This window comes from Mucilaginibacter gossypii, from assembly GCF_900100945.1.
In the GTDB taxonomy this organism is placed as follows: Bacteria; Bacteroidota; Bacteroidia; order Sphingobacteriales; family Sphingobacteriaceae; genus Mucilaginibacter; species Mucilaginibacter gossypii.
In genome coordinates, this window is the sequence record NZ_FNCG01000026.1 from 29,127 (window position 1) to 51,010 (window position 21,884).

Annotated in this window: 17 protein-coding genes; 9 read left to right on the top strand and 8 right to left on the bottom strand. The window is 42.5% G+C overall.

Annotated elements, in window-relative coordinates; translation table 11 throughout:
- Nucleotides 1-50 precede the first annotated feature (50 nt).
- From BLS28_RS28570 to BLS28_RS28580, 3 genes are all read left to right on the top strand, one after another.
- Complete coding sequence (locus BLS28_RS28570; protein WP_091175816.1) at nt 51-3,104, top strand: SusC/RagA family TonB-linked outer membrane protein; 3,054 nt, start codon at nt 51-53, stop codon at nt 3,102-3,104.
- Nucleotides 3,105-3,120: 16 nt separating this feature from the next.
- Nucleotides 3,121-4,527: a RagB/SusD family nutrient uptake outer membrane protein gene (locus tag BLS28_RS28575; RefSeq protein WP_091175817.1), complete on the top strand. Its 1,407-nt coding sequence runs from the start codon at nt 3,121-3,123 to the stop codon at nt 4,525-4,527.
- Between the two features lie 86 nt (nt 4,528-4,613).
- Entirely contained in the window at nt 4,614-4,889 is a 276-nt protein-coding gene (locus BLS28_RS28580) for a hypothetical protein (protein WP_218134520.1), read from the top strand.
- Nucleotides 4,890-5,109: 220 nt separating this feature from the next.
- Here BLS28_RS28580 and BLS28_RS28585 read toward each other — a convergent pair whose 3' ends face one another.
- Nucleotides 5,110-6,771: an SUMF1/EgtB/PvdO family nonheme iron enzyme gene (locus tag BLS28_RS28585; protein ID WP_091175819.1), complete on the bottom strand. Its 1,662-nt coding sequence runs from the start codon at nt 6,769-6,771 to the stop codon at nt 5,110-5,112.
- 242 nt (nt 6,772-7,013) lie between these two features.
- On the opposite strand from BLS28_RS28585, the gene porV reads away from it, so the two are divergent.
- Together porV and ispF are read left to right on the top strand one after the other, a co-directional pair.
- Entirely contained in the window at nt 7,014-8,183 is a 1,170-nt protein-coding gene (gene porV / locus BLS28_RS28590; protein ID WP_091175822.1) for a type IX secretion system outer membrane channel protein PorV, read from the top strand.
- Nucleotides 8,183-8,665, top strand: coding sequence for a 2-C-methyl-D-erythritol 2,4-cyclodiphosphate synthase (gene ispF, locus BLS28_RS28595; protein WP_091175825.1), 483 nt, complete (start codon nt 8,183-8,185; stop codon nt 8,663-8,665). The genes porV and ispF overlap by 1 nt, the downstream gene beginning before the upstream one ends.
- 328 nt (nt 8,666-8,993) lie before the next feature.
- Here ispF and BLS28_RS28600 read toward each other — a convergent pair whose 3' ends face one another.
- The 7 genes from BLS28_RS28600 to BLS28_RS28630 all read right to left on the bottom strand — a co-directional run bounded on the left by BLS28_RS28600 (nt 8,994) and on the right by BLS28_RS28630 (nt 18,383).
- Nucleotides 8,994-12,449 carry a trifunctional glycoside hydrolase family 18/polysaccharide deacetylase/glycosyltransferase family 2 protein gene (locus BLS28_RS28600; protein ID WP_091175827.1) on the bottom strand — a complete coding sequence of 1,152 codons (3,456 nt, stop codon included), beginning with the start codon at nt 12,447-12,449 and terminating at the stop codon, nt 8,994-8,996.
- A 66-nt stretch (nt 12,450-12,515) separates the two neighbouring features.
- Nucleotides 12,516-12,695, bottom strand: coding sequence for a FeoB-associated Cys-rich membrane protein (locus BLS28_RS28605; RefSeq protein WP_243770706.1), 180 nt, complete (start codon nt 12,693-12,695; stop codon nt 12,516-12,518).
- Between the two features lie 41 nt (nt 12,696-12,736).
- A complete protein-coding gene (locus BLS28_RS28610) occupies nt 12,737-13,930 on the bottom strand; it encodes an ATP-grasp domain-containing protein (protein ID WP_091175832.1) in 1,194 nt (397 codons plus the stop codon).
- A gap of 63 nt (nt 13,931-13,993) precedes the next feature.
- Nucleotides 13,994-14,860 (bottom strand): type 1 glutamine amidotransferase, encoded by an 867-nt coding sequence (locus BLS28_RS28615; RefSeq protein WP_091175865.1) that lies wholly within the window; start codon nt 14,858-14,860, stop codon nt 13,994-13,996.
- Between the two features lie 234 nt (nt 14,861-15,094).
- Nucleotides 15,095-16,192, bottom strand: a complete 1,098-nt coding sequence (locus BLS28_RS28620) for a carboxylate-amine ligase (protein ID WP_090533867.1) — start codon at nt 16,190-16,192, stop codon at nt 15,095-15,097.
- Nucleotides 16,193-16,319: 127 nt separating this feature from the next.
- Nucleotides 16,320-17,537, bottom strand: a complete 1,218-nt coding sequence (locus BLS28_RS28625; protein ID WP_091175836.1) for an ATP-grasp domain-containing protein — start codon at nt 17,535-17,537, stop codon at nt 16,320-16,322.
- A gap of 138 nt (nt 17,538-17,675) precedes the next feature.
- The gene (locus BLS28_RS28630; protein WP_091175839.1) at nt 17,676-18,383 is read right to left on the bottom strand and encodes an alpha/beta fold hydrolase; all 708 of its coding nucleotides are present in this window, start codon (nt 18,381-18,383) and stop codon (nt 17,676-17,678) included.
- Nucleotides 18,384-18,521: 138 nt separating this feature from the next.
- Between BLS28_RS28630 and BLS28_RS28635 the strand changes: the two genes are divergently transcribed.
- The 4 genes from BLS28_RS28635 (at nt 18,522) to typA (ending at nt 21,879) form a co-directional block, all read left to right on the top strand.
- Entirely contained in the window at nt 18,522-19,337 is an 816-nt protein-coding gene (locus BLS28_RS28635) for an alpha/beta hydrolase (RefSeq protein WP_091175842.1), read from the top strand.
- Nucleotides 19,338-19,377: 40 nt separating this feature from the next.
- Nucleotides 19,378-19,593 carry a type II toxin-antitoxin system VapB family antitoxin gene (vapB, locus tag BLS28_RS28640; RefSeq protein ID WP_091175845.1) on the top strand — a complete coding sequence of 72 codons (216 nt, stop codon included), beginning with the start codon at nt 19,378-19,380 and terminating at the stop codon, nt 19,591-19,593.
- Between the two features lie 113 nt (nt 19,594-19,706).
- Nucleotides 19,707-19,976 carry a type II toxin-antitoxin system VapC family toxin gene (locus tag BLS28_RS28645; protein ID WP_091175848.1) on the top strand — a complete coding sequence of 90 codons (270 nt, stop codon included), beginning with the start codon at nt 19,707-19,709 and terminating at the stop codon, nt 19,974-19,976.
- A gap of 91 nt (nt 19,977-20,067) precedes the next feature.
- Nucleotides 20,068-21,879 carry a translational GTPase TypA gene (typA, locus tag BLS28_RS28650; RefSeq protein ID WP_091175853.1) on the top strand — a complete coding sequence of 604 codons (1,812 nt, stop codon included), beginning with the start codon at nt 20,068-20,070 and terminating at the stop codon, nt 21,877-21,879.
- Nucleotides 21,880-21,884 lie beyond the last annotated feature (5 nt).

Below are 21,884 nucleotides of genomic sequence, written 5' to 3' on the forward strand. Positions count from 1 at the left end.
TGCACATTTTTTTTACGAACTTACTTTCTTAATTAACAATATTAACTTTTATGAAGAAACATCTACTAACAGTCATGTTACTGTTTTCTTGTATGGCTATGGTTTTTGCTCAAAACCGGGTTATTACAGGTAAAGTAACCGACCAGAAAGACGGCTCGCCCTTACCGGGAGTAAGCGTAACCGTAAAAGGCGTAACAGGAGTGGGCACCCAAACCGACATTAATGGAAGTTACAAATTAAGTGTACCTGCTACCGCCAAAGTTTTGGCTTTTAACTTTTTGGGATACCTCCCTCATGAAGTTTCAATAAATGGAGCCAACGTAAATGTGCAGTTAACCACCGATTCAAAAGTGCTTAACGAAGTTGTAGTTGTAGGATATGGTACACAAAGCAAGCGTTCGTTAACAGGCTCTGTTTCAAAAATTAAGGGCGGCGATATAGAGAATATTCCTGTACCAAGCCTTGAATCGGCTATACAAGGCCGGAGCCCTGGTGTGTATATCCAGGCCCAAAATGGTAAATTAGGGCAGGGCATCCAAGTCAGGGTACGTGGTGCATCTTCTGTATCAGCGGGCAGCCAGCCATTATACGTTGTTGATGGGTTACCGATCACCGTAGATGATTTTTCAAGTAACGGAGCATCCACCAATCCACTTGTGGATTTGAACCAAAATGATATTGAGTCTATTGATATCTTAAAAGATGCTTCTGCTGCAGCTATATATGGTTCCAGAGCATCAAACGGTGTTGTTTTGGTTACCACAAAAAAGGGTAAAGCAGGTTCAACAAAAATTACTTATAACCAATATTATGGTTTTAGTAAGCCGACCCGTGAGCGTGAATTTTTAAACTCAAAAGAATATCTAAATCTTGTTCAATCAGCTGCTGTTGCGGGTGGTTTGGAAAGTTATGCGAAGACCCGCTTAATCAGGTATGCAGCAGGAAATACAGATTATGCAAATACAAGTGTAAATACCAATTGGCAGGATCAGATTACCCAACATGCTCCCGTTCAAAACTATAACCTCGTGTTTTCGGGAGGAACTGAAAAAACAAAGTTTTACATATCTGGCACGTATAATGATCAAAAAGGCTGGATACTGAAAAACCAGATCAATCAATACAGCCTACGTACAAATATCGAGAACCAGGCTAACAACTGGTTGACAATTGGGGCTAATTTGAGTGTTTCGCGTACGCAAAACCATCGTTTGGATAATGACAATGCTTTTTCTACTCCTGAGCAAATCGTAGCCTTGTCGCCTATAACGCCAGTAATTGATCCGCGTACCGGTTTATTAAGTGGTCAACTTGACCCGGCTACGGGATTACCTAATAGTAATTTTCCGGTATATTTTAATCCGCTGTTAAATTCCGAGAATAGCTATTTCATTACTACTGACTACAGAAATCTCGGTAATGTTTTTGGAGAGATTAAAATATTACCGTCTTTGACTTTCAGGAGTGAAGTTGGAGTTGATATTTTAAATTCAACTGAGGATAATTATTCAGGTAGCTTGACAGCGCGTAATTCAGGTACTAATAATGGAGTAGGCTTTAACTCATCCATAACTTCTATTAATTTCAATACCAATAACTTTTTGCATTTCTTAAAAGATTTTGGAAAGAGCACTATTGACGCGGTTGGCGGTATGACTTACCAAAGACAGCAAAACGATCTGAATTCGTTAAATGGTGAACAATTTCCAAGTGATGCTTACAAGAAATTAACCAGTTCGGCAAGTATCACCAGCGCTTTGTCTTCTTCAACAGCTTATTCATTGCTATCTTATTTTGCAAGGGCTAATTATAAATACCATGATAGGTACCTGTTATCAGTAAGTGGTCGTATCGACGGATCTTCGAGGTTTGGCGCTGATCACCGATATGGTTTCTTTCCTGCAGGTTCTGTTGGGTGGATAGTTTCTGAAGAAGGTTTCATGAAAAAGCAGAGGCTGATATCCGATTTAAAATTAAGGGGTAGCTATGGTTTAACAGGTAATTCCGAAATAGGCAATTTCCCTGCACGGGGGCTGTATACAGAGTTTGGCTACGCTGGTGTTGCCGGTGCAAGGCCTACACAATTACCAAACCCCGATTTAAAGTGGGAAACTACTGCTCAAACGGATATAGGTTTGGATATAGCTTTCCTCGGAGGTCGTTTAGCAGGGCAGTTTGATGTTTATCTGAAGAAAACAAAAGATCTGCTGTTGAATGTACAGGTACCGGCAACTTCCGGATTTACTACCATTACACAAAACCTTGGCAAATTGCAGAACAAGGGGTTAGAAATCCAAATAGATTCAAAAAATCTTGTGGGTAAAGTAACCTGGAATACAAGCTTTAATATCTCATTCAACCGCAATAAAATTACAGACCTTAAAGGACAGATAATAACCGGTAGTGGTGATGCTGTTAACCGCGCTATGGAGGGTCAGCCTTTGGGCATATTTGTAGCGCCGGAGTTTGCCGGTGCTGATCCTGCAAATGGTGATGCCTTATATTACAAAAATGCCGATTTAGGCAACGGTAAACGAGACCGTACCAAAACTAATGATTATAACCAGGCGGTTCCTGTTGTAGTTGGTAATCCGAATCCTAAATATATCGCAGGCTTAAATAACAGTATCAGTTACATGGGTATAGATTTTAGTTTTCTGATACAATCAGTTAATGGGAACCAAATTTATAACGGCGGTGGCCAGTACATGTCAGTTGGTTTTAATAATGGTTTTGATAACCAAACCCGTGATCAGCTGCAGGCCTGGACTAAGCCCGGACAAATTACCAATGTACCCCAAGCTCGTTTGTTTGGTGGAAATGGTGTTAATCCGAGCTCAAGGTTCCTGGACGACGGTTCATATGTGCGTTTGAAAAATGTTGTGTTAGGGTATAACTTCCCGAAAGCTTGGATAAGCAAGATTAAATTATCGAGCTTAAGAGTTTACGCTCAAGCTACTAACCTGGCCACCTGGACAAAATACAAAGGCTGGGACCCGGAGCTGAATTCGGATGCATTTTCGGGAAATATTACCCAAGGGTATGATTTTTATGCAGCACCTCAGGCTAAAACTATAACTTTTGGTATAAACGTGGGATTTTAATTTAAGCTGAAGAACAATGAAAAAAACTAAATATACAATTATAGCATTGAGTACATTAGCAATGCTATATAGTTCCGGCTGCCAAAAGCAACTGGATATAAAACCCCAGGATTCTGTTGAGCAGGACCTTGCAATTAAAACTTCAAAAGATGTTCAGGGCGTACTTGTTGGTGCTTATACGGCCGCCGGCTTAAGGGGCCTATATGGAGGCCGGTTTCAATCAACCACCGACTTTTTAGCTGACGATGGCGACTTTTCATATTTCGGAACTTTTTCAGAATATACCGAACTGGCAAATAAAGCGATAACCGTTAATAATATTTTTGTTGAAGGTGTTTGGGATAGCGGGTATAATGCTATTAACGTGTGCAACAACGTTTTGACCAACTTAAATCTGGTTGATGCTGCCAATAAGGACAGAGTGGAGGGTGAAGCGAAGTTTTTGCGGGGGATGATCTATTTTGATTTGGCAAGGGTGTTTGCTAAAGCATGGAATGATGGGACGCCGGCTTCAAATCCGGCTGTACCAATAATATTAACTCCAACAACTTCAATCCCTGGTATTCAGAAGCCTTCACGCAACACAGTTGCTGAAGTTTATGCACAAGCCATAAAAGATCTTACAGACGCCGAAGCAAAACTGGATACGTATAAAACATCATTCGCTAACTCACCCGATGCTTCAGCGGTGCTCGCGCGGATATATCTCACACAGGAAAAATTTGAACTTGCCGAACAGGAAGCTACTAAGGTAATAAGTTCAGGTTTATACTCTTTGGTACCTGTTTTTAAGGACGAGTTCCAAAATTATGAACAGGCGACACGCGTATTCAACTCAAGCGAAGATGTGTTTGCTATCCAGATATCACCTCAATCAGGTTTCAATGCATTAAACGAGGTATTTGCAAGTGCTGATTTTGCAGGCAGGGGTGAAACCGTAATCAACGACCAGCACTTCGCCCGATATGAACCGGGGGACGCAAGGGCTGATGAGTTTTATAATGATGGGGATAATTACACCGCTAAATTTAACAATAAATTTGGCAACGTGATTGTGATGAGGCTTGCCGAAATGTATTTGATCAGATCAGAAGCCAGGTCGCAAAAAACTACCCCCGATTTTACAGGTGCTAAATCTGATTTGAATGTTGTAAGGAACCGGGCCGGATTAGCCAATACAACTGTTGCAAGCGGTAAGCAGGCGTTACGTGATGCAGTAGAGAATGAACGCCGTGTGGAACTCCCTTTTGAAGGTTTCAGGTTGTTTGATTTAAAACGCTACAAAGGGAGTACAGTTACTACAGATGAAGACGGAAATGTGGCAGATACTTTTGAGTGGAACTCGCCAAAACTGGTCTTCCCGATCCCAAAACGTGAGCGTGATGCTAACCCCAACTTAACACAAAACGAAGGGTATCAATAACAATTGTATTCTTTTAGATATTTATATCCCGGTGACTATCAATCATCGGGATTTTTTGTTAATCGAGATATCCAAAATCCAATACCATGGACGAACAACAAATACCTGTCGCCCTGAATGCTCACTGGCAGGCATCGGCAGCCGGGGAGATACACGCAGAGCATGAAATCTACCATGATGATGTGATCTGTGATTATCCCCAGTCGGGCGAGCGGATTTTTGGGCGCATTAATTTACAGGCCTTGCGCGGGCATCATCCGGGTAAGCCATCGGGTTCCGTGTCAGGAGGATGCTGGGAAAAGGTGATACCTGGGTCACGGGATATACTATTAACTATCAGGAGCAGCTGGCTTACACGGTAAGCATTATGGAATTTCGTGAGGACAAGGTAATACGTGAAACACAGTATTTCGCGGATCCCTTCGAAGCCCCGGCCTGGCGAAGTCAATGGGTTGAGCCGATTGACGGATAGCCCATTGTTGAGCAAGATCTATACTGATTGGTGATAATGCATTTTGGTTAAACAAATAAGGCCTCTCATTACTGAAAGGCCTTATTTGTTTCAAATATCTGTTATAAAAATTATCGTGTTTTAAACGGCTTAGCTTTTTTAACCGGGTAATGTGGTTTGCCATTAGGGTTAATTTCAGGAGCGCCAACCAAGGTCATTGCACAGCGGAAACCAACCTCTGCACTCGCCTCGTCCTGATCCATAAAACGACGGGTAGCTGGATTTAGCCAAAACGCCATATCGTTCCATGATCCACCTTTGTATACTTTAGAATGGTCGTTAACCAGCGTGGTTGCACCGTAAAGAGCTTTATTAACTTCGTCTTTTTCGCCCCTCGCATCCGGATTGTAAGCTTTACCCGAGTTTTTAGGTAGCAATGAATCAGCCGGCAATGAACCTGTTTGAGGAGTAGTTGCAACCGGCGCGTTTGGATTGGCGCTTTGCGCGACGGTATTTTGTTGCTGTAAAGCTAAAAGTTCGCTGTATTTTAGCTTCTTATTAGCATGTGCCGGATCTTTAATTGGCTTGCCGTATTTATCTTTTGCATAAAGTCCTTTGCTTGGATCTGCAAGGCGTTTGTTTGAAAACTCATTACCGCGGAAAGGGTTAAAATCTTCAAACTCCTCAAATGATGTTTGGCGGTAAGTATCAGCAACCCATTCGTTAACATTACCCGCCATGTTATATAAGCCAAAATCATTAGGTGCATATGAACGTACAGGGGCGGTAATGTCTGCCTTATCGTTCAGGTAACCGCCAACACCGGCATTGTCACCGTTGCCGCGTTTAAAGTTTGCCATGATTAGGCCGCGTGTTTTCTTTTTTGCCGAACGTACACCCATACCGTTCCATGTATATATTTTGCCATCATCGATGTTTTCAAACTGGGTGTTTCCCGCAAGGGCCAATGCTGCATATTCCCATTCGGCTTCTGATGGTAGGCGATACGCTTGCTTAAGGATCCCGTCTTCCATACGTACAGGCCTAACGGCTTTGCCGCCCTTACCTGTACCTGCCTGGGCATTAGGGCTCAGGTTAGGCATCATTTTTTTGCCATCAATGCCTGCCCCGGTCATCTGGCCGTTCAGGTAAATATCAGTATTAAAAGGTTGTCCGTTTGCTGCAATGCCGGCGTCACCGCCACCACCTTTTTTGCCCATATCTTTCCACGCTACCATTTTTCCGGTTTCGCGTAAAATATTTTCGTTGGTACGGTCGGTGCGCCATGAGCAATAATCCTGTGCCTGGTCCCAGGTTACGCCTACAACAGGATAATCCTGAAAAGCAGGGTGACGCAGGTAGTTATCTACATATGGCTCATTATAAGATAAGGGATGGCGCCAAACCAATGTATCAGGCACCGCATTGTAATATAACTCGCGATCCTGCGGGAAAGTAATGTTTATCCAATGCAGGTAATCAAGCCAATCCTGATTTGATACTTCGGTTTCGTCCATGTAAAAAGAGGGTACGGTAACCCTGCGGCGTACATTATTATAATCGTAAGTTATGTCCTGGTCGGCACTGCCTCCCATAACAAAAGTACCACCCTCAATAGGCACCAGTCCGGGGCCCGGAGATGGATGGCTTTGCCTGAAACGCTCATAACCGCCGTTGTTTTTATCGTTATAAGTTATACCCGTTTTTTGCGATTGCTCACGTTTACTGCAGCTACTCATCACGGCACCTAAAGCCAACAATCCCAGAGCAGTTTTAGTAAAAAGTATTTTCATATTTTTACAGTTATATTAAGTGGTAAATTTATAAAAAAATGGATACAGTGCTTATGCTAATGAACCATTATTTAGAAATAAATACTACAATTATCGGGGGTTTTAACGAAAAATTAATGAAATTAGTTGCGTTGATTTAAATTTTTGATTTAACTTACAGCAAAAGTGCAGACTTGAAAATGTGAAGCAAGTCATGGTCCTATATTTATAAAATACAAATTGTTAAAACCTAACTCCTACAAATGAAGTTTTTTACATTTCGAGGCCTTGCTATTATTACCCCATTTTTATTGCCACTTGCTGCAACTGCGCAAACAAATCCTAACGGAAGTAGTATCAATGCAATTCCCACCGAAGTGCCTTTTTTAAATATTTCACCTGATTCGCGTTCGGGGGCTATGGGGGATGCAGGCGTGGCTTTGTCGCCGGATGTAAATGCAAATTTTTGGAATCCGTCAAAGCTTGCATTTTTAGAAAGTAATGATGCGTTGTCTGTATCATACAGCCCCTGGTTAAGGCACCTTGTTCCTGATATCAGCTTATCATACCTGAGTTATGCCCATAAAATTGATGAGCGGAATACAATAGGCGCTTCGCTCAGGTATTTTAATTATGGTTCCATTCAGCTTACCGACGATAATACAAACGACCAGGGTACTTACACACCAAACGAGTATTCGTTAGATGTGTCATTTGCCCGTAAGTTTGGGGATAATTTTTCGTTAGGCCTTACTGCGAGATACATTCATTCTAATATATCAAGTATCTCATTCGCTACCGGCTCAAGCCAGGCAGCAAAGGCGGGGAATGCCTTTGCTGCAGATGTTTCATTGTACTATACAGCGCCTTATGGTGATGGCAATACTTTTGCATTTGGAACACACATTTCAAATATTGGTACAAAAATCAGCTACAGCGATGTGGGCAACAAGTATTTTTTGCCGGCCAACTTGAAATTAGGTGTGGCTAACACCTGGCAGTTAGATGATGTTAATGAGTTTACAGCAACCTTTGACATCAACAAACTGCTGGTACCAACCCCGCCGCTGCGCGATCAGGATGGTAAGATCATCAAAGGCAAGGATGATAATGTATCGGTGCCGGCGGGTCTTTTTCAATCGTTTGGCGATGCACCGGGTGGTTTCAGTGAAGAGCTGAAAGAGATCAGCTTTTCGCCGGGTGTTGAATATTGGTACAACAAACAGTTTGCTGTACGGGCAGGCTATTTTTATGAAAACCCCAACAAAGGCGACAGGCATTATGTTACCATGGGTATTGGGTTTAAGTACAGTGTTTTTGATTTTGACTTTTCATATCTGGCAGCCAGCCAGCAAAATAGTGCCCTGGCCAATACTTTGCGCTTCACTTTGTCGGCAAATTTTGGCGGTACAACAAATGCTTCTAAAAGATAATGGGTAAAATTAAGGTAGGTTTTGGGTTTGATGTGCACCAGTTAAAGGAAAATCACCCCTTCGTTTTAGGCGGGGTTAAACTTGAGCACCACGCTGGTGCTTATGGCCACTCAGACGCCGATGTATTGTTACACGCCATTTGCGATGCCCTGCTGGGGGCGGCAAACCTGCGCGATATAGGTTTTCACTTTTCAAATAAAGACGACCGTTGGAAAGGCATCAGCAGCCTGGTCCTTTTGCAGCATGTGGTTGCCCTAATCAAAGAAAAGGGTTTCACCATCGGCAATATTGATGCTATGGTATGTCTTGAAGCTCCGAAGATCAACCCGCATATCCCTGCAATGAAAACATACATAGCAGAAGCTGCGGCTATTAGCGAAGAAGATATTTCCATTAAAGCTACCACAAACGAGCAAATGGGTTTTATAGGTCGTGAAGAAGGTGTTGTGGCTTATGCGGTTTGTTTGATTGAAAAGGAGTAGGGCACTTAAATAAGGCATTAATGAAGCTGTTCTCCATGGCTATACCTTTATTATGGCTTTTTTTACTACTATATTGTGTTTTAGCTCTTCAAAAAAAAATTCAACTCATTGACTTTATTCAGATTAACAATGTCTGATTTTTGATTGTCCGAGGCAATCAAAAATCAGATCGGTAAAATCGGTATAAGGTTTTAACTGTGTTATAATGTCTTTTCTCAGAGATATAAACAACTGGTAGCGAACTAAAGTTTTTAGTTGGTCACCAATTTTGATGAGTTTGCACGCAGCAAAACTCAGTCTATGTATTTGTAAGCCACAGGCTGTTTGTTTAACTGTAATGTTTATATAATAAATACACAATTGCCGCAATTATCGCTACGCCAATTACCATATATATCGGCTGTGCTTTTTTGCTTCCCGAGCCATCAACTTTCACATTACCGGTGCGCTTAAGCACTCCCCATCCGCTCAATTCGCCTTTCAATGCTTTTCGTAGCGATTTAAACAGCACGTAATACATTAACTGCCGCCACATAAAACGCTGCGGAATGATATAGATGAGTTTCTTGTAGTCTTCCTTTTCCATCCGGAAAGCGATGATACCCACTATAAAATCAACCACCACAAATGCTACGTAATAAAGCAGCATCTTTTCGGGTTTCTCACCGAACAGGGCGAATAGCATCATCAAGTCTGCCAGAGGGGAGAACAGCGGTAATATGATTTGGAAAATCAGGATGTTAGGCATCCCCACCATTCCAAAAAACTTGTACTTTTTGTTAAACAATGCATCCCGGTTTTTCCAGAAGCTTTGCATTACGCCAAAACTCCAGCGGAAACGCTGTTTCAGTAGCATATTTATTGTTTCGGGCGCTTCGGTATATGCAATGGCTTCGGCACAATTACGCACCACGTAGCCTTGTTTAAGTATGCGCATGGTAAGGTCGCAATCTTCGGCAAGGGTATCGTAAGTGAAGCCGCCCGCACGGAAAATGGCCGATTTACGGAATGCCCCAATGGCCCCGGGAACAACGGTAATACTGTTAATGAGGTCGAACGCACGGCGGTCCATATTTTGCGCAGTGATATACTCTATCGACTGCCAGCGCGTAATGATATTTGTTTCGTTTCCAACTTTAACGGTTCCGGCAACCGCGCCAATTTCCTCATCGGTAAAGTAGGTCATGAGCTGGTAAACCGCATCTGTTTTGAGTTGGGTATCGGCATCAATACAAACCACAAAATCATTTTGGGCATGGGTGATACCAAAGTTTAACGCTGATGCCTTACCTCCGTTTGGTTTGGTTAGGATCTTGATGAGCGGATTACCTTTATAGGCGGATTCTACAACCTCAAATGTTTTATCTTTTGATCCGTCATCAACAAAAATAATCTCGAATGATGGATAATCGGTTTTAAGCAAGCTTTGTATTGTTGCTACTGCGTTAACTTCCTCGTTGTAAGCAGGAACTATGATACTCACGGCAGGCATCACATCGGTATTGCGATCAAGCTTTTTGGATTTTTTATCCACGCTTCGCTGCCTTACAGCCAAAATGCCAATAAGCACAATGCGGCCAATAGCCAGGAATATGGCCGACAGGAATATATAGATCAGCGCCCAGTTTACATAGTAATAACCATGGATAAAAACATCATAGGCGGGCCCGAAAATGCCTGTGCTTGGATCTGGTTTAATCGGCGGCATCAGATCATCCTTAGTTTTGCCCAGTACATCGGCAATGGTGGTAAACTGGTATCCTTGCGATTTAAAGTAATGAATGATTGCAGGAAGGGCTTTAACGGTCTCTTCACGGGTATCACCTCCTGCGTCATGCAGTAATATCATTGATCCGTTATCTTTTTGCCTTATGGTGCGGGCAATAATGCTATCGGCAGTAACGCCGGGCTGCCAATCCCAGGGATCGATAGATTCGCCGATGGTAATATAGCTTTGACGGCGGCTTTCTGCAACCGGAATAACCTCGGCAAGGGTTTGCGGCTCGGCATCGGCATTAAATGGCGGGCGGAACAGGATAGTGCTTCGGCCGGTTACCGATTCAATAAGTTTGCGCGTGGAGTTAAGCTCCAGTATCACCCGTTTTAAGCTGATGGTTGAAATATCAGGATGAAAAAAGGTGTGGTTGCCTATTTCATAACCTTCTTCATATTCGCGCCGCAGCAACTGTATGTTTTTTTCGGCCATGGAACCCACAACAAAGAATGCTGCCGGTACCTTTTCGGCTTTAAGGATATCTAAAATACGTGGGGTAAAATCGGGGTCGGGGCCATCATCAAAAGTTAAAACTACTTTCTTGGGAGCATAACCATACCTGCGAATTACATATTTAGTGGGAAGTTTTATATAATGCTGATCGAGAATAGTAAATGTAGATGTATCCATTTTTACATCAATTACCCCGGTGGTAGGAGTGGTAATGAGGTCAAGCACCTCGCCATCACCATCGTAGTCAACATTTACACGGTTGTTTAAACCTACAGATGTAAGTTTCCGCATATCCACACCTGTTTTTTTCAATGAGTCTATCGACAGGTTTTTCTGGAAAAATGTCCACAAACGCGGATCTTCGGCACCTAAGCGCCATAAAGCCACGCCGCCGGTGGCCCAGTCGTCGGCCATGCGGATTACGTTAAAGTTTGTTGCCGCGTCTGTAAAGTAAATGGTATGGTCAAGGCTGTCCTTGTCCATATAAGTGAAGTGTAAATTTGCCGAATTTGGATCAAAGGTGATCTTGCTTTTTTGCTCTTCGGCGGTACTGATAGCCTGCTGATAACCTATAGTTTTACCTACACTGCCTTCGGGCCAGTCGTAGGCGCCGCCTGCGAATGTTAAAATTATTTTTTCTGACGGAACTTTCGAACATACATCATCGAGGATTTGCTCAACCCAGCGCTGATTTGAAAGATCGCCGGCATTGGTTGCTTCATAATGTTCATCAATAGCCATGATGAACAGGAAATCGTTTACATGCTGGAGCTTTGTGATATCAAAACTTTCATCCTCCGGCACTACGTTTTGAGTAACCAGGAAACCTTTGGCATGCAAGGTTGTATAAAGCTCTTTTTGAAAGGCTATGTAATTTTTACTGTTTCGGTCCCTTAGCTCATCAAAATCAACATTGACACCCTTCAACTTGTTTTTGGTAAGCGAGTTAGCTATGCTGTTAATAAAATTACTACGAAGTGTTTTATTGTTAACAATACGGTCTACATCTTTAGTATCATAGCCGCCATGTGTGTTGTTGTAGTTTACGTAGTTTGACAGTGATACAATAATCGGCTTGTTGTATTTTTTATTGAGGTTCATCAGCCCGGTATCGAGCTTGGTTACAACGGTATCAGTTTTAGGTAATATAGAAAAGCCTTCGCTCACTACCATATCCAGGTGGCCAATATTCACCACCAGCGAGTTATAAGCCTGAGGTTCCCACGCACGATAAAAAGCGGCGTTTATACGGTCTTTATTATTAGGTTGTTTAAGCTGGTGTAATTTTTTAGCCCTCTCAAGTGCTTCTATTTCAGATTTTTGAATTTTGAACGATTTGAATTTCGTTGACTTTTTTAATTGCTCAAGTTCCTCCCTGGTCATTTTTTTGGGAGCAGGGTTAAGGTTGGGAAGCTCGGGGTAATAGGTTGAGCGGATGGTAACAATAACGGCTATTATACCAATAATCAATGCAGCCAGTAGTACACGGCTCAACCATTTAAAACGGTTCCACCTACCGGGATTATCAGCCTGAAAAACTTGCTTGCTTGATGACATTAAGAAAAATTACTTTATTAAAAGTATAGGTTACTTATGAAGATTGTATGAAATAAGAATTGGGCATTATTTGGTGGTTTTTCCGGGTTCGATACCTGAAAAATCAACACCGCATTTGCAATTGCCGCCGCAGCTTTTTTTAGTAGTAAGCGCCCTGTACATCATACGGCCAATGTAAAAAACAGCGCCTGCAAAAAGTATCGCGATAATGATGATCTGCATATTCATAAAGACAAAATTAAGCATTATTTAATATATACGTACAGACAGGGTAATTAGTACAAAGTTTAACGGGGCATAAAAGCAACCGTGCCGCCAACCCAGTTGTAATCTTTATTATAACGTACGCCTATCATTTTTCCACGGCTTAACCGTGCAAGGTTTGTTGCAAGTGTGGGTTTTTTATCCCCATCGGGCCAGAGATAAAGCAACCTGATCTCGGCCTTTACGCCACCTTCCGGCGATTGCACAACAGGCTCGTAATTCACCTTTTCCTGTAAGATCCAGTTTTCAGGATCTGTAATGGTTTCTATGTCTTCCTTACTAATATCGATAATCACACCCTGACCTGCAAAGGAGAACAATGGTTTAAGCACATAGTTTTCCAAATTAGCAGGGATTTGCTTTAATTGGTGCAAAAACTGAGTTTTGGGAATGTAATTGCCTGTTAAAAAAGGCATGGTGAATTTACTGACCCGATAAAACCAGTTGGGGTGTGTGATCCATTCAACCTCAAGGGGCTGCCTGATATCTGCCACTTTGGTAAAAATATCCGGATCACCGGCTATTTCATCAAAAATAAGGCGATTGTAGATGCGCTTAATTAGCTTCTTTTGATCGCCTGCCATGTAATAAAGCTTTTTGCCATCCTGGATCAGGTCGCTCAACGATACAACCGGCGTACCAATGTATTTTTGTGTGAGATAAAAATCAACTGCTGTTTTTTGTTCTGGGGCGTTTACGTCCATTAATACAACTTCATCGGACTGGTAAGAGCCAAGAATAGTTTTTTTGAGCAGATCGAGGTAACTTTCCTCCTTCAGTCCCCCAAAAAAGATGGTTTCATCCGCGGGGATATCATAAACCTCCTGATAAGTATCTCCCAGATGCACCTGGAAACTGTAAAGTGAAGGAAATCCCTGCAATTCAATAAGTTTTGGCACGATATTACCCTGCTCATCTTTACAGATCCCAAAATCAAGTGCGATAAAATGAGGATGATCATTTTCATTGGATACCCGCCAAAAATCAGGTATGGCCCGCTCTGTAAGTTCTTTGAAATTGGGCTTGAGGATAGTATCAACAATATCATTGCCGGCGGAGATAAGCTTATCACGGAAATCAGCAGTTAAAAAAACGGGGGTTTCCGCAACACGGAAAGGAACGGGTTCTTTTAAGTCACTATTGAGTTTATCAAGAAACTGGCTGTACTTTCCTGTGCTAAACTTTTCGTTGAATACTTTTCTGATTGATGGAATCATGATTAGCCCCTCTAAATCTCCCTTTCATGGGAGATTTTCTTATTATAATTTATAATAAACTATTTATTCTTCTTTAACCTCTAAAAGCCCTCTGCTTTTAGGGGAGGGTTGGGTGGGGCTAACCGCCATATCCAAAAAATTAGGGATCAGTGTACGCTGAGTATACGTTATTTTATCCGGATCGTCGAGGCGTTCAAGCATCTCATGATATTTAACCTCTCCGTGCTCGCTGATCACTTCGTCTTTTTTTTCTTCGCGAAGCAACATCCCCTTCATCCCTCCGGCATCGGCTTCGGGGTGAAATTGTGTAGCAAAGAAATAATCATTATACCTGATGGCCATCATCGCCCTTGGCAAATCAACATGCGGCCGTTCTTTTTCTATAGCCACCAGTTGCATACCCAGCTCTTTAAAGCGTTTTTCATCCGGGTTGATGACCTGCCAACTGCGGGAATCAACCGCATAAAATGGTTCGCCTAAACCTTTAAATAATTGCTCGTTTAATCCAAGCCCGGTTTTATTTACCGGCAGTACGCCAAATGACGGGGAGCGCCGCATATTGATATCGCCCAGCTTGTAATGACGGCACATTAACTGAAACGAGTGGCACACAAAGAAAACATTTTTTTTGTTGCTGTTGTTGGACAGGTTATAATCTTCCAGCTTATCAACCAGGTTAAAGTATTTCTTCTCCCATTCGGTACCTTCTGTTTCCAATGGGTTACCCGGGCCTCCGCTTGAAATATAAATATCAAAACCGGTGCCCGGCATCTCGCATTTACGGCGTACATCAAAGATCTGGTAACTTAAATTTAAATTGTGTTCAGCCCTGTAACGTTTTAAAATATCCTGGAAACCACGCATTCCCTCGTTCGCTATCCCATCATACAAGTCAAGTATGGCTACTTTTATTTCCGGTTTCTCAGTCATCTGCTGCATCTTTCTAATATTATCCTTGCTTTAGGATTCCGTATTTACCAATTTAAAATAATTGTCATTTCGACGAACCAGTTGGGATTAAGCGTTGGTTGTGAGGAGAAATCTTATACAATATGCGCTGAGCAATTATGTATTTGTATGGTGTATAAGATTTCTCTTTTGCCCCATCGGCTCAGCCACGGTTGCTTTATCGAAATGACGTTGTTATATAGTCGCTGAGGGGGCTTACAACCCCTTCAATGTTTGTGAGGTGATATAATCCACCACGTCAGCAAAGTTATTGTTTTGCTGATAAATAGCCAGCTGCCTGTCGGCTCCGGTGCCATGCTCCAGGATATTGTGTACATATTGAAGGTCATCGCGTGAGCCAAGCTCATCAACTACGTCATCTACAAAATCAAGTAGCTCCAAAATCAGCGAACGGGTGTTTACCTCCATTTCCTTACCAAAATCTATCATTTTGCCGTCGATACCGTACCGGGCTGCACGCCATTTATTTTCGTTAATGAGCGCGCGCGAATAGTTAATAAACTTCATGTTTTGCGCCCTGAGCTTGTACAATTTGGCACATAAAGCCTGGAATAAAGCGGTAAACGCAATGGTTTCATCAACCAGCATAGGGCAGTCGCAAATGCGGAACTCAATAGTTTCAAAGAAAGGATGTACCCGGATATCCCACCAGATTTTTTTGGCGTTATCAATGCAATTGGTTTTTACGAGCAGCTTTATGTAGCGGTCATACTCCTCTATACTGCTAAAATAATCGGGGATACCGGTGCGCGGAAACTTATCAAAAACCTTGGTACGGAATGATTTGAAGCCCGTGTTCCGCCCTTCCCAAAATGGCGAATTGGTTGAAAGGGCATACACATGCGGCAAAAAATAGCGCACCTGATTGGCAATGTGAATAGCCATATCGCGCGACTGGATGCCAACATGCACATGCAAACCAAAAATGAGGTTGGAGCGGGCCGCCTCCTGCATCTCATCCACAATTTCAAAATACCTGGGGTTATCGGTAATCAATTGATGCTGCCAGTGCGAAAACGGGTGTGTACCCGCGGCGCCAATTCGCAGACCAATATCACCCGCCAGTTGCGCTACCGTGGTACGAAGCTTACTTACCTCCTTGCGGGCTTCCTGGGTATTGCGGCAAATATGGGTACCCACCTCAACCACGGCCTGGTGCATTTCGGCTTTTACCTGGTCTTCATGGATTTTTTGGGCTGCATCCACAATTTTTTGCTCATGCGATTTTAGCTCCCGCGATACCGGGTCAATCACCATAAATTCTTCTTCAACACCTAAGGTAAATTCGTTCATAATTGGTTAGGGTTATTACTTAAAAAAAACGGTTGTCATTTCGACCGTAGGGAGAAATCTTATACGAATAGCTTATCGCGCGTACGAGATTTCTCCTCGTTCCTCGTTCGAAATGACAACCTTTTATTTATTTCTTAGCTGCCTTTTTAGGCTTAGGCGCTGCTTTTTCTTTTACGGCTGTAGCTTTGGCAACAGGCTCTTTTACCACAGCGGTTTTTACTGCCGTTTCTTTCACTGCGGCAGCTTTTACCGCCGGTTCTTTTGCCATAGCTGCTTTTGCTGCGGGTGCTTTGGTTGTTTTGGTTTTCTTCGGTTTGCCCTCGTCTTCAATAGCATGGTCAACCATAGCCACGGAAACATCTGCTTTAACGGCCGCTTTTTTTGCAACTGCTACCAACGGCATTTTTGCTGCCGAAGTTTTTACAAATTCGCCCCAGGTAAGGTTGTCAAAGCCGTCTTTTTGTTTTTTTGCGCGTTCAATGGCATAATCGGCGGCTGTTTCAACCACCCATTCAAAGTTTTCCTGGCCTACGCTGGTAACTTCGGCGTCGGGGGCGGGGTTACAAAAATCAATAGCGTAAGGTATGCCATCGCGTACAGCAAACTCCACTGTATTAAAATCGTAACCTAAATATTGGTTTAGTTTTATGACATAATCTTTAATGGTGTCCAATAGCTTTTTAGATGCAGGTGCTTTACCATGCTCATAGCGCAGGTGGTGAGGGTTGCGCGGCTCATACTGCATAATGCGCACATGCTTGCCGCCAATGCAATAGCAGCGAAAGTAATCGTCAAAAACAACCTCTTCCTGCAGCATCATTACATACTGTTTGGTTTTATCGTATTTGCTGAAAAAATCTTTCTCATTTTCCAGTTTATAAACTTCTTTCCAACCGCCGCCGTCAAAAGGTTTCATATAGGCTGGGAAACCTACATAGTTGAAAATGCCATTCCAATCTAACGGGTAGGCCAGGTTGCGGAATGATTTATTGGTGGTATCATCAGGAAGTTCCTTTGATGGCAGAATTACGGTTTTAGGTACAGGCACTCCAATTTTTACAGCAAGGGCGTTGTTAAAAAACTTTTCGTCGGCACTCCACCAAAAAGGGTTGTTGATTACCGCTGTACCGCAAATAGCCGCATTTTTTAGGGCTGCGCGATAGTAAGGCACATCCTGCGAAATCCGGTCGATGATCACAGCATAGTCAAGCGGTTCGGCCTGCATTACTTTATCGAGCCGTACAAACTCGGCACTGATGCCTTTTTCTGCTTTTTGGTTTACACGGTCAACAAATGCCTGCGGAAACGAATCTTCCTGTCCGAATAAGATACCGATTTTTTTCATGATAGTAGGTGTTTATATGTTTGTTTTTCTTTGGGTTTCAGGTTGATGTAAGTCTTGCTCTTTATTTTTTCATTTTTTTCCTGTCTCTTAAACTCTTGCCTTTTATTTTCTTGTTTCTTGAATCCTGATCTCTTGTTTCTATTTAATCGTTGATAAATAATGCGGGAACATTTCGCGCCAGATGGGCCAGTCGTGATTGGCAAAGGGGCGGATATCCAGCCAGTGTTTAATGTCTTTTTGTTTTAAAATGTTTGAGAGCTGGATGTTATATCCTTTGCATATGTCATACTCGGATGTGCCGAGAACAATATTCATTTGCCAAAGGTCATGATGGTTGCTGCCCGGCAAAAAATCGACCGGGTTGTTATAAAAAATGTTATCATCATAATAACCATCAGTAAACATTTTGATATCAAAAGCGCCGCCCATGGTAAACAAATGCCTAACCTTTTCAGGATGTTTGAATGCGAAATTGGCGGCATGATAGCCCCCAAAACTACAGCCGGCAAGAGCTACGTTGCCAACGCCTGTTTCGTGCATGGCCCAGGGGATGAGCTCGTTTACCAACATGCGATCGTACCCTGCATAAGTTTTGGCCCTGTCGGCCGGGTGAATGCTTTTGTTGTACCAACTGCGGTCGTCGATGGTATCGGGGCAATAGATCTTCACCAGGCCATTATCAACAAACCATTTTACACTCCCGATCAGGCCAAAATCTTTGTTTTGATAGTAGCGGCCTTTGGTAGTAGGGAAAACGATCACAGGATAACCGCGGTCGCCGAATACCAGCATTTCAAGGTCGGTATTGGTGTTGGGGGAGTGCCAGCGGTGAAATTTTTCGGTCAAAGCAGTGTGGTTTTTATAATGACTGTAAGTTAGGAGGTTTGTTTGAAATAGGCAACAGCCTGATAATATTAATCCTTAGCTGTCAAAAAGTAAAAAGTATAACTTATTTTTGCGCCCTTAATTTTAATTTAGAAAGAGATGTACCCGGGCTGGCTTGATACTGAAATGACGATAACCGAACATGAAATAAATATAACCTCTGCGCTGATTGAGCGGGAAGTGACCTTAACCATCCTAAAGCCGGAAGACAGTGATATCGCCGAACCGCTAAACCTGCTGCTGCTTAATGACGGACAGGAGCTTGAAAACCTCGGATTAAAAACCACGCTCGAAACATTATATAACACCAATCGCCTTAAGCCGGTGCTGATCGTAGCTATCCATGCCGGAGATAGCCGCCTGGATGAATATGGCATTGCCGGTAAACCCGATTTTAAAGGCCGGGGTGCTAAGGCTGGTTTATATACTCAATTTATAAAAGAAGAATTGCTGCCGCAATTACAAGCTTTGACAGGCTTTAATGAGTTTGATATAACAGCTTTTGCTGGTTTTTCGCTTGGTGGTTTATCTGCTTTTGATATTGTTTGGAATAACCCGGTGTTATTTGATAAAGCGGGCGTTTTTTCAGGTTCGTTTTGGTGGCGGGGAAAAGACCTGGCCAAAGGCTATACCGATGCCGACAGGCTGATGCACCAGGTGATCAGGGAAACCAAAACCAAGCCGGCTATCAATGCCTGGCTGCAAACCGGCACTAAAGATGAAACCAGTGATCGAAATAAAAACGGCATTATTGATGCCATTGACGATACCATCGACCTGATTAAAGAAATGGAGATTAAAGGCTTTAAACGTCCTGAAGAAATTCGATATGTTGAAGTAGTAGGAGGTACCCATGATACAGCTACCTGGCGAAAAGCGATGGCTAAGTTTTTGGTTTGGGCTTTTGGAAGATAACGTATAGTTTTTGTAAATCAGCTTAATTAAGTTTAAGAACATGGTTAGTGTTGCACCTATAAAAAAGCTTGATCAATTGCCCCCTGATTTACAAACTCAGATAGAGAAAGATGTGGATAGGCTTTTGAAAAAAATTACTAATGCTGAATTGGTAAACAGCGATCAAACTATAAGAGGATATGGAAGTTTAAAAGGGAAAATTTGGGTGTCGGAAGACTTTGACGAACCGCTTGAGGATTTTAAAGATTATATGTAATGCAATTGCTTATAGATACACAAGCAATTCTTTGGTGTCAAGCTTCTGATGACAGACTATCTAATACAGTCAAGCAATCAATTGAAAACCCCGATAACCAATGATATATAAGCATGGCATCACTATGGGAGATGGCTATCAATGTTGCTTTAAAAAAGCTTAATATCGAAATTGGTTATGGGAATTTTTATAGCTATTTGATAGGGAAGCAATTTGAGGTTCTTGATATAGCATCTTATCATTTAAGTAAATTAATATCTCTGCCTCATCATCACGGAGATCCTTTTGACCGCCTTGTTATCTCGCAGGCTATCTCTGAAAATCTTACGATCATTTCCGCTGATCAACCCTTCAAAGCCTGCCCTGCAAGCTTACTTTGGTAAACTCAATGTTAATTGTAAACAATAACCGCTAAATGCTTTATAATCTCATAATTTAACCTTACCTTTGCGCCAAATTTAGAGAGGCATTTTCATGCAAAAAATCAGAAATATTGCGATCATCGCGCACGTTGACCACGGTAAAACTACTTTGGTTGATAAAATCCTGCACAGCTGTGCCATTTTCAGGGACAATGAGCAAACCGGAGAGTTAATCCTTGACAACAATGACCTTGAACGTGAGCGTGGTATTACCATCGTTTCAAAAAACGTATCTGTAAGGTATAAAGATGTTAAGATCAACATTATTGATACCCCTGGTCACGCCGATTTTGGTGGCGAGGTTGAGCGTGTATTGAAAATGGCCGATGGTGTATTATTACTTTGCGACGCTTTTGAAGGTGCCATGCCTCAAACTCGTTTCGTAACTCAAAAAGCTTTGGCTTTAGGCCTTAAGCCAATTGTGGTTGTAAACAAAGTTGATAAAGAGAACTGCCGCCCTGAAGAAGTTTACGAACAGATTTTTGAATTATTCTTCAACCTTGAAGCTACCGAAGAGCAGCTGGATTTCCCGGTTATCTACGGTTCATCAAAACAAGGCTGGATGAGCACAGATTGGAAAAAACCAACGGAAGATATATTCCCGTTGATGGATGCTATCCTGGAAAACATTCCGCCTGCACCTATCGCTGAAGGAACACTGCAAATGCAGATCACTTCGTTAGATTATTCATCTTTCGTAGGTCGTATTGCTATCGGCCGTGTTGCCCGCGGTACTATCAAAGAAAACATGCCGGTGTCGTTGGTAAAACGTGATGGCACTATCCAGAAATCAAGGATCAAAGAACTTTACACTTTCGAAGGTTTGGGTAAAGTAAAAGCTACCGAAGTAAAATCGGGCGATATCTGTGCTGTAGTTGGTATTGACGGTTTTGATATCGGTGATACCATTGCTGATTTTGAAAACCCTGAGCAATTAGAGGTGATCAAAATTGATGAGCCAACCATGAACATGTTGTTCACCATCAATAACTCACCTTTCTTTGGTAAAGAAGGTAAATTTGTTACCTCACGCCACGTACGCGACCGTCTGTACAAAGAGATGGAGAAAAACCTGGCACTTAAGGTTGTTGAAACTGAATCGCCTGATTCATACCTGGTTTATGGCCGTGGCATCCTTCACTTGTCGGTATTGATCGAAACTATGCGCCGTGAAGGTTACGAGTTACAGGTAGGTCAGCCGCAGGTTATCGTTAAACACATTGACGGCGTTAAATGTGAGCCGGTTGAAACCCTGATAGTTGACGTACCTGGCGAAGTTGCCGGTAAAGTAATTGAACTGGTAACACAACGTAAAGGTGACCTGTTGATCATGGAGCCAAAAGGTGATTTACAACACTTAGAGTTTGAAATTCCTTCACGCGGTATCATCGGTTTACGTAACAACGTATTAACTGCTACTGCCGGTGAAGCTATCATGGCGCACCGCTTTAAAGCTTACGAGCCATGGAAAGGGCCAATCCCTGGCCGTTCAAACGGTGTATTGATCTCGATGGAAAAAGGCAACACAACTGCTTATGCAATTGACAAACTGCAGGACCGTGGCCGTTTCTTCGTTGATCCGGGTGTTGATATTTACGAAGGTCAGATCCTTGGTGAGCACATCCGCGATAACGATTTGGTGATCAACGTTGTTAAAGGTAAACAGTTAACCAACATGCGTGCATCAGGTAGTGATGACAACGTTCGTATTGCACCGGCTATCAAATTCTCGTTAGAAGAATCGATGGAGTATATCCAGGCTGACGAATACATCGAAGTTACGCCGCAAAGCATGCGTTTACGTAAAATCTACTTAACCGAAAACGAGCGTAAAGTAAACGCTAAAAGGTTTGTTAATCAATAATTTTC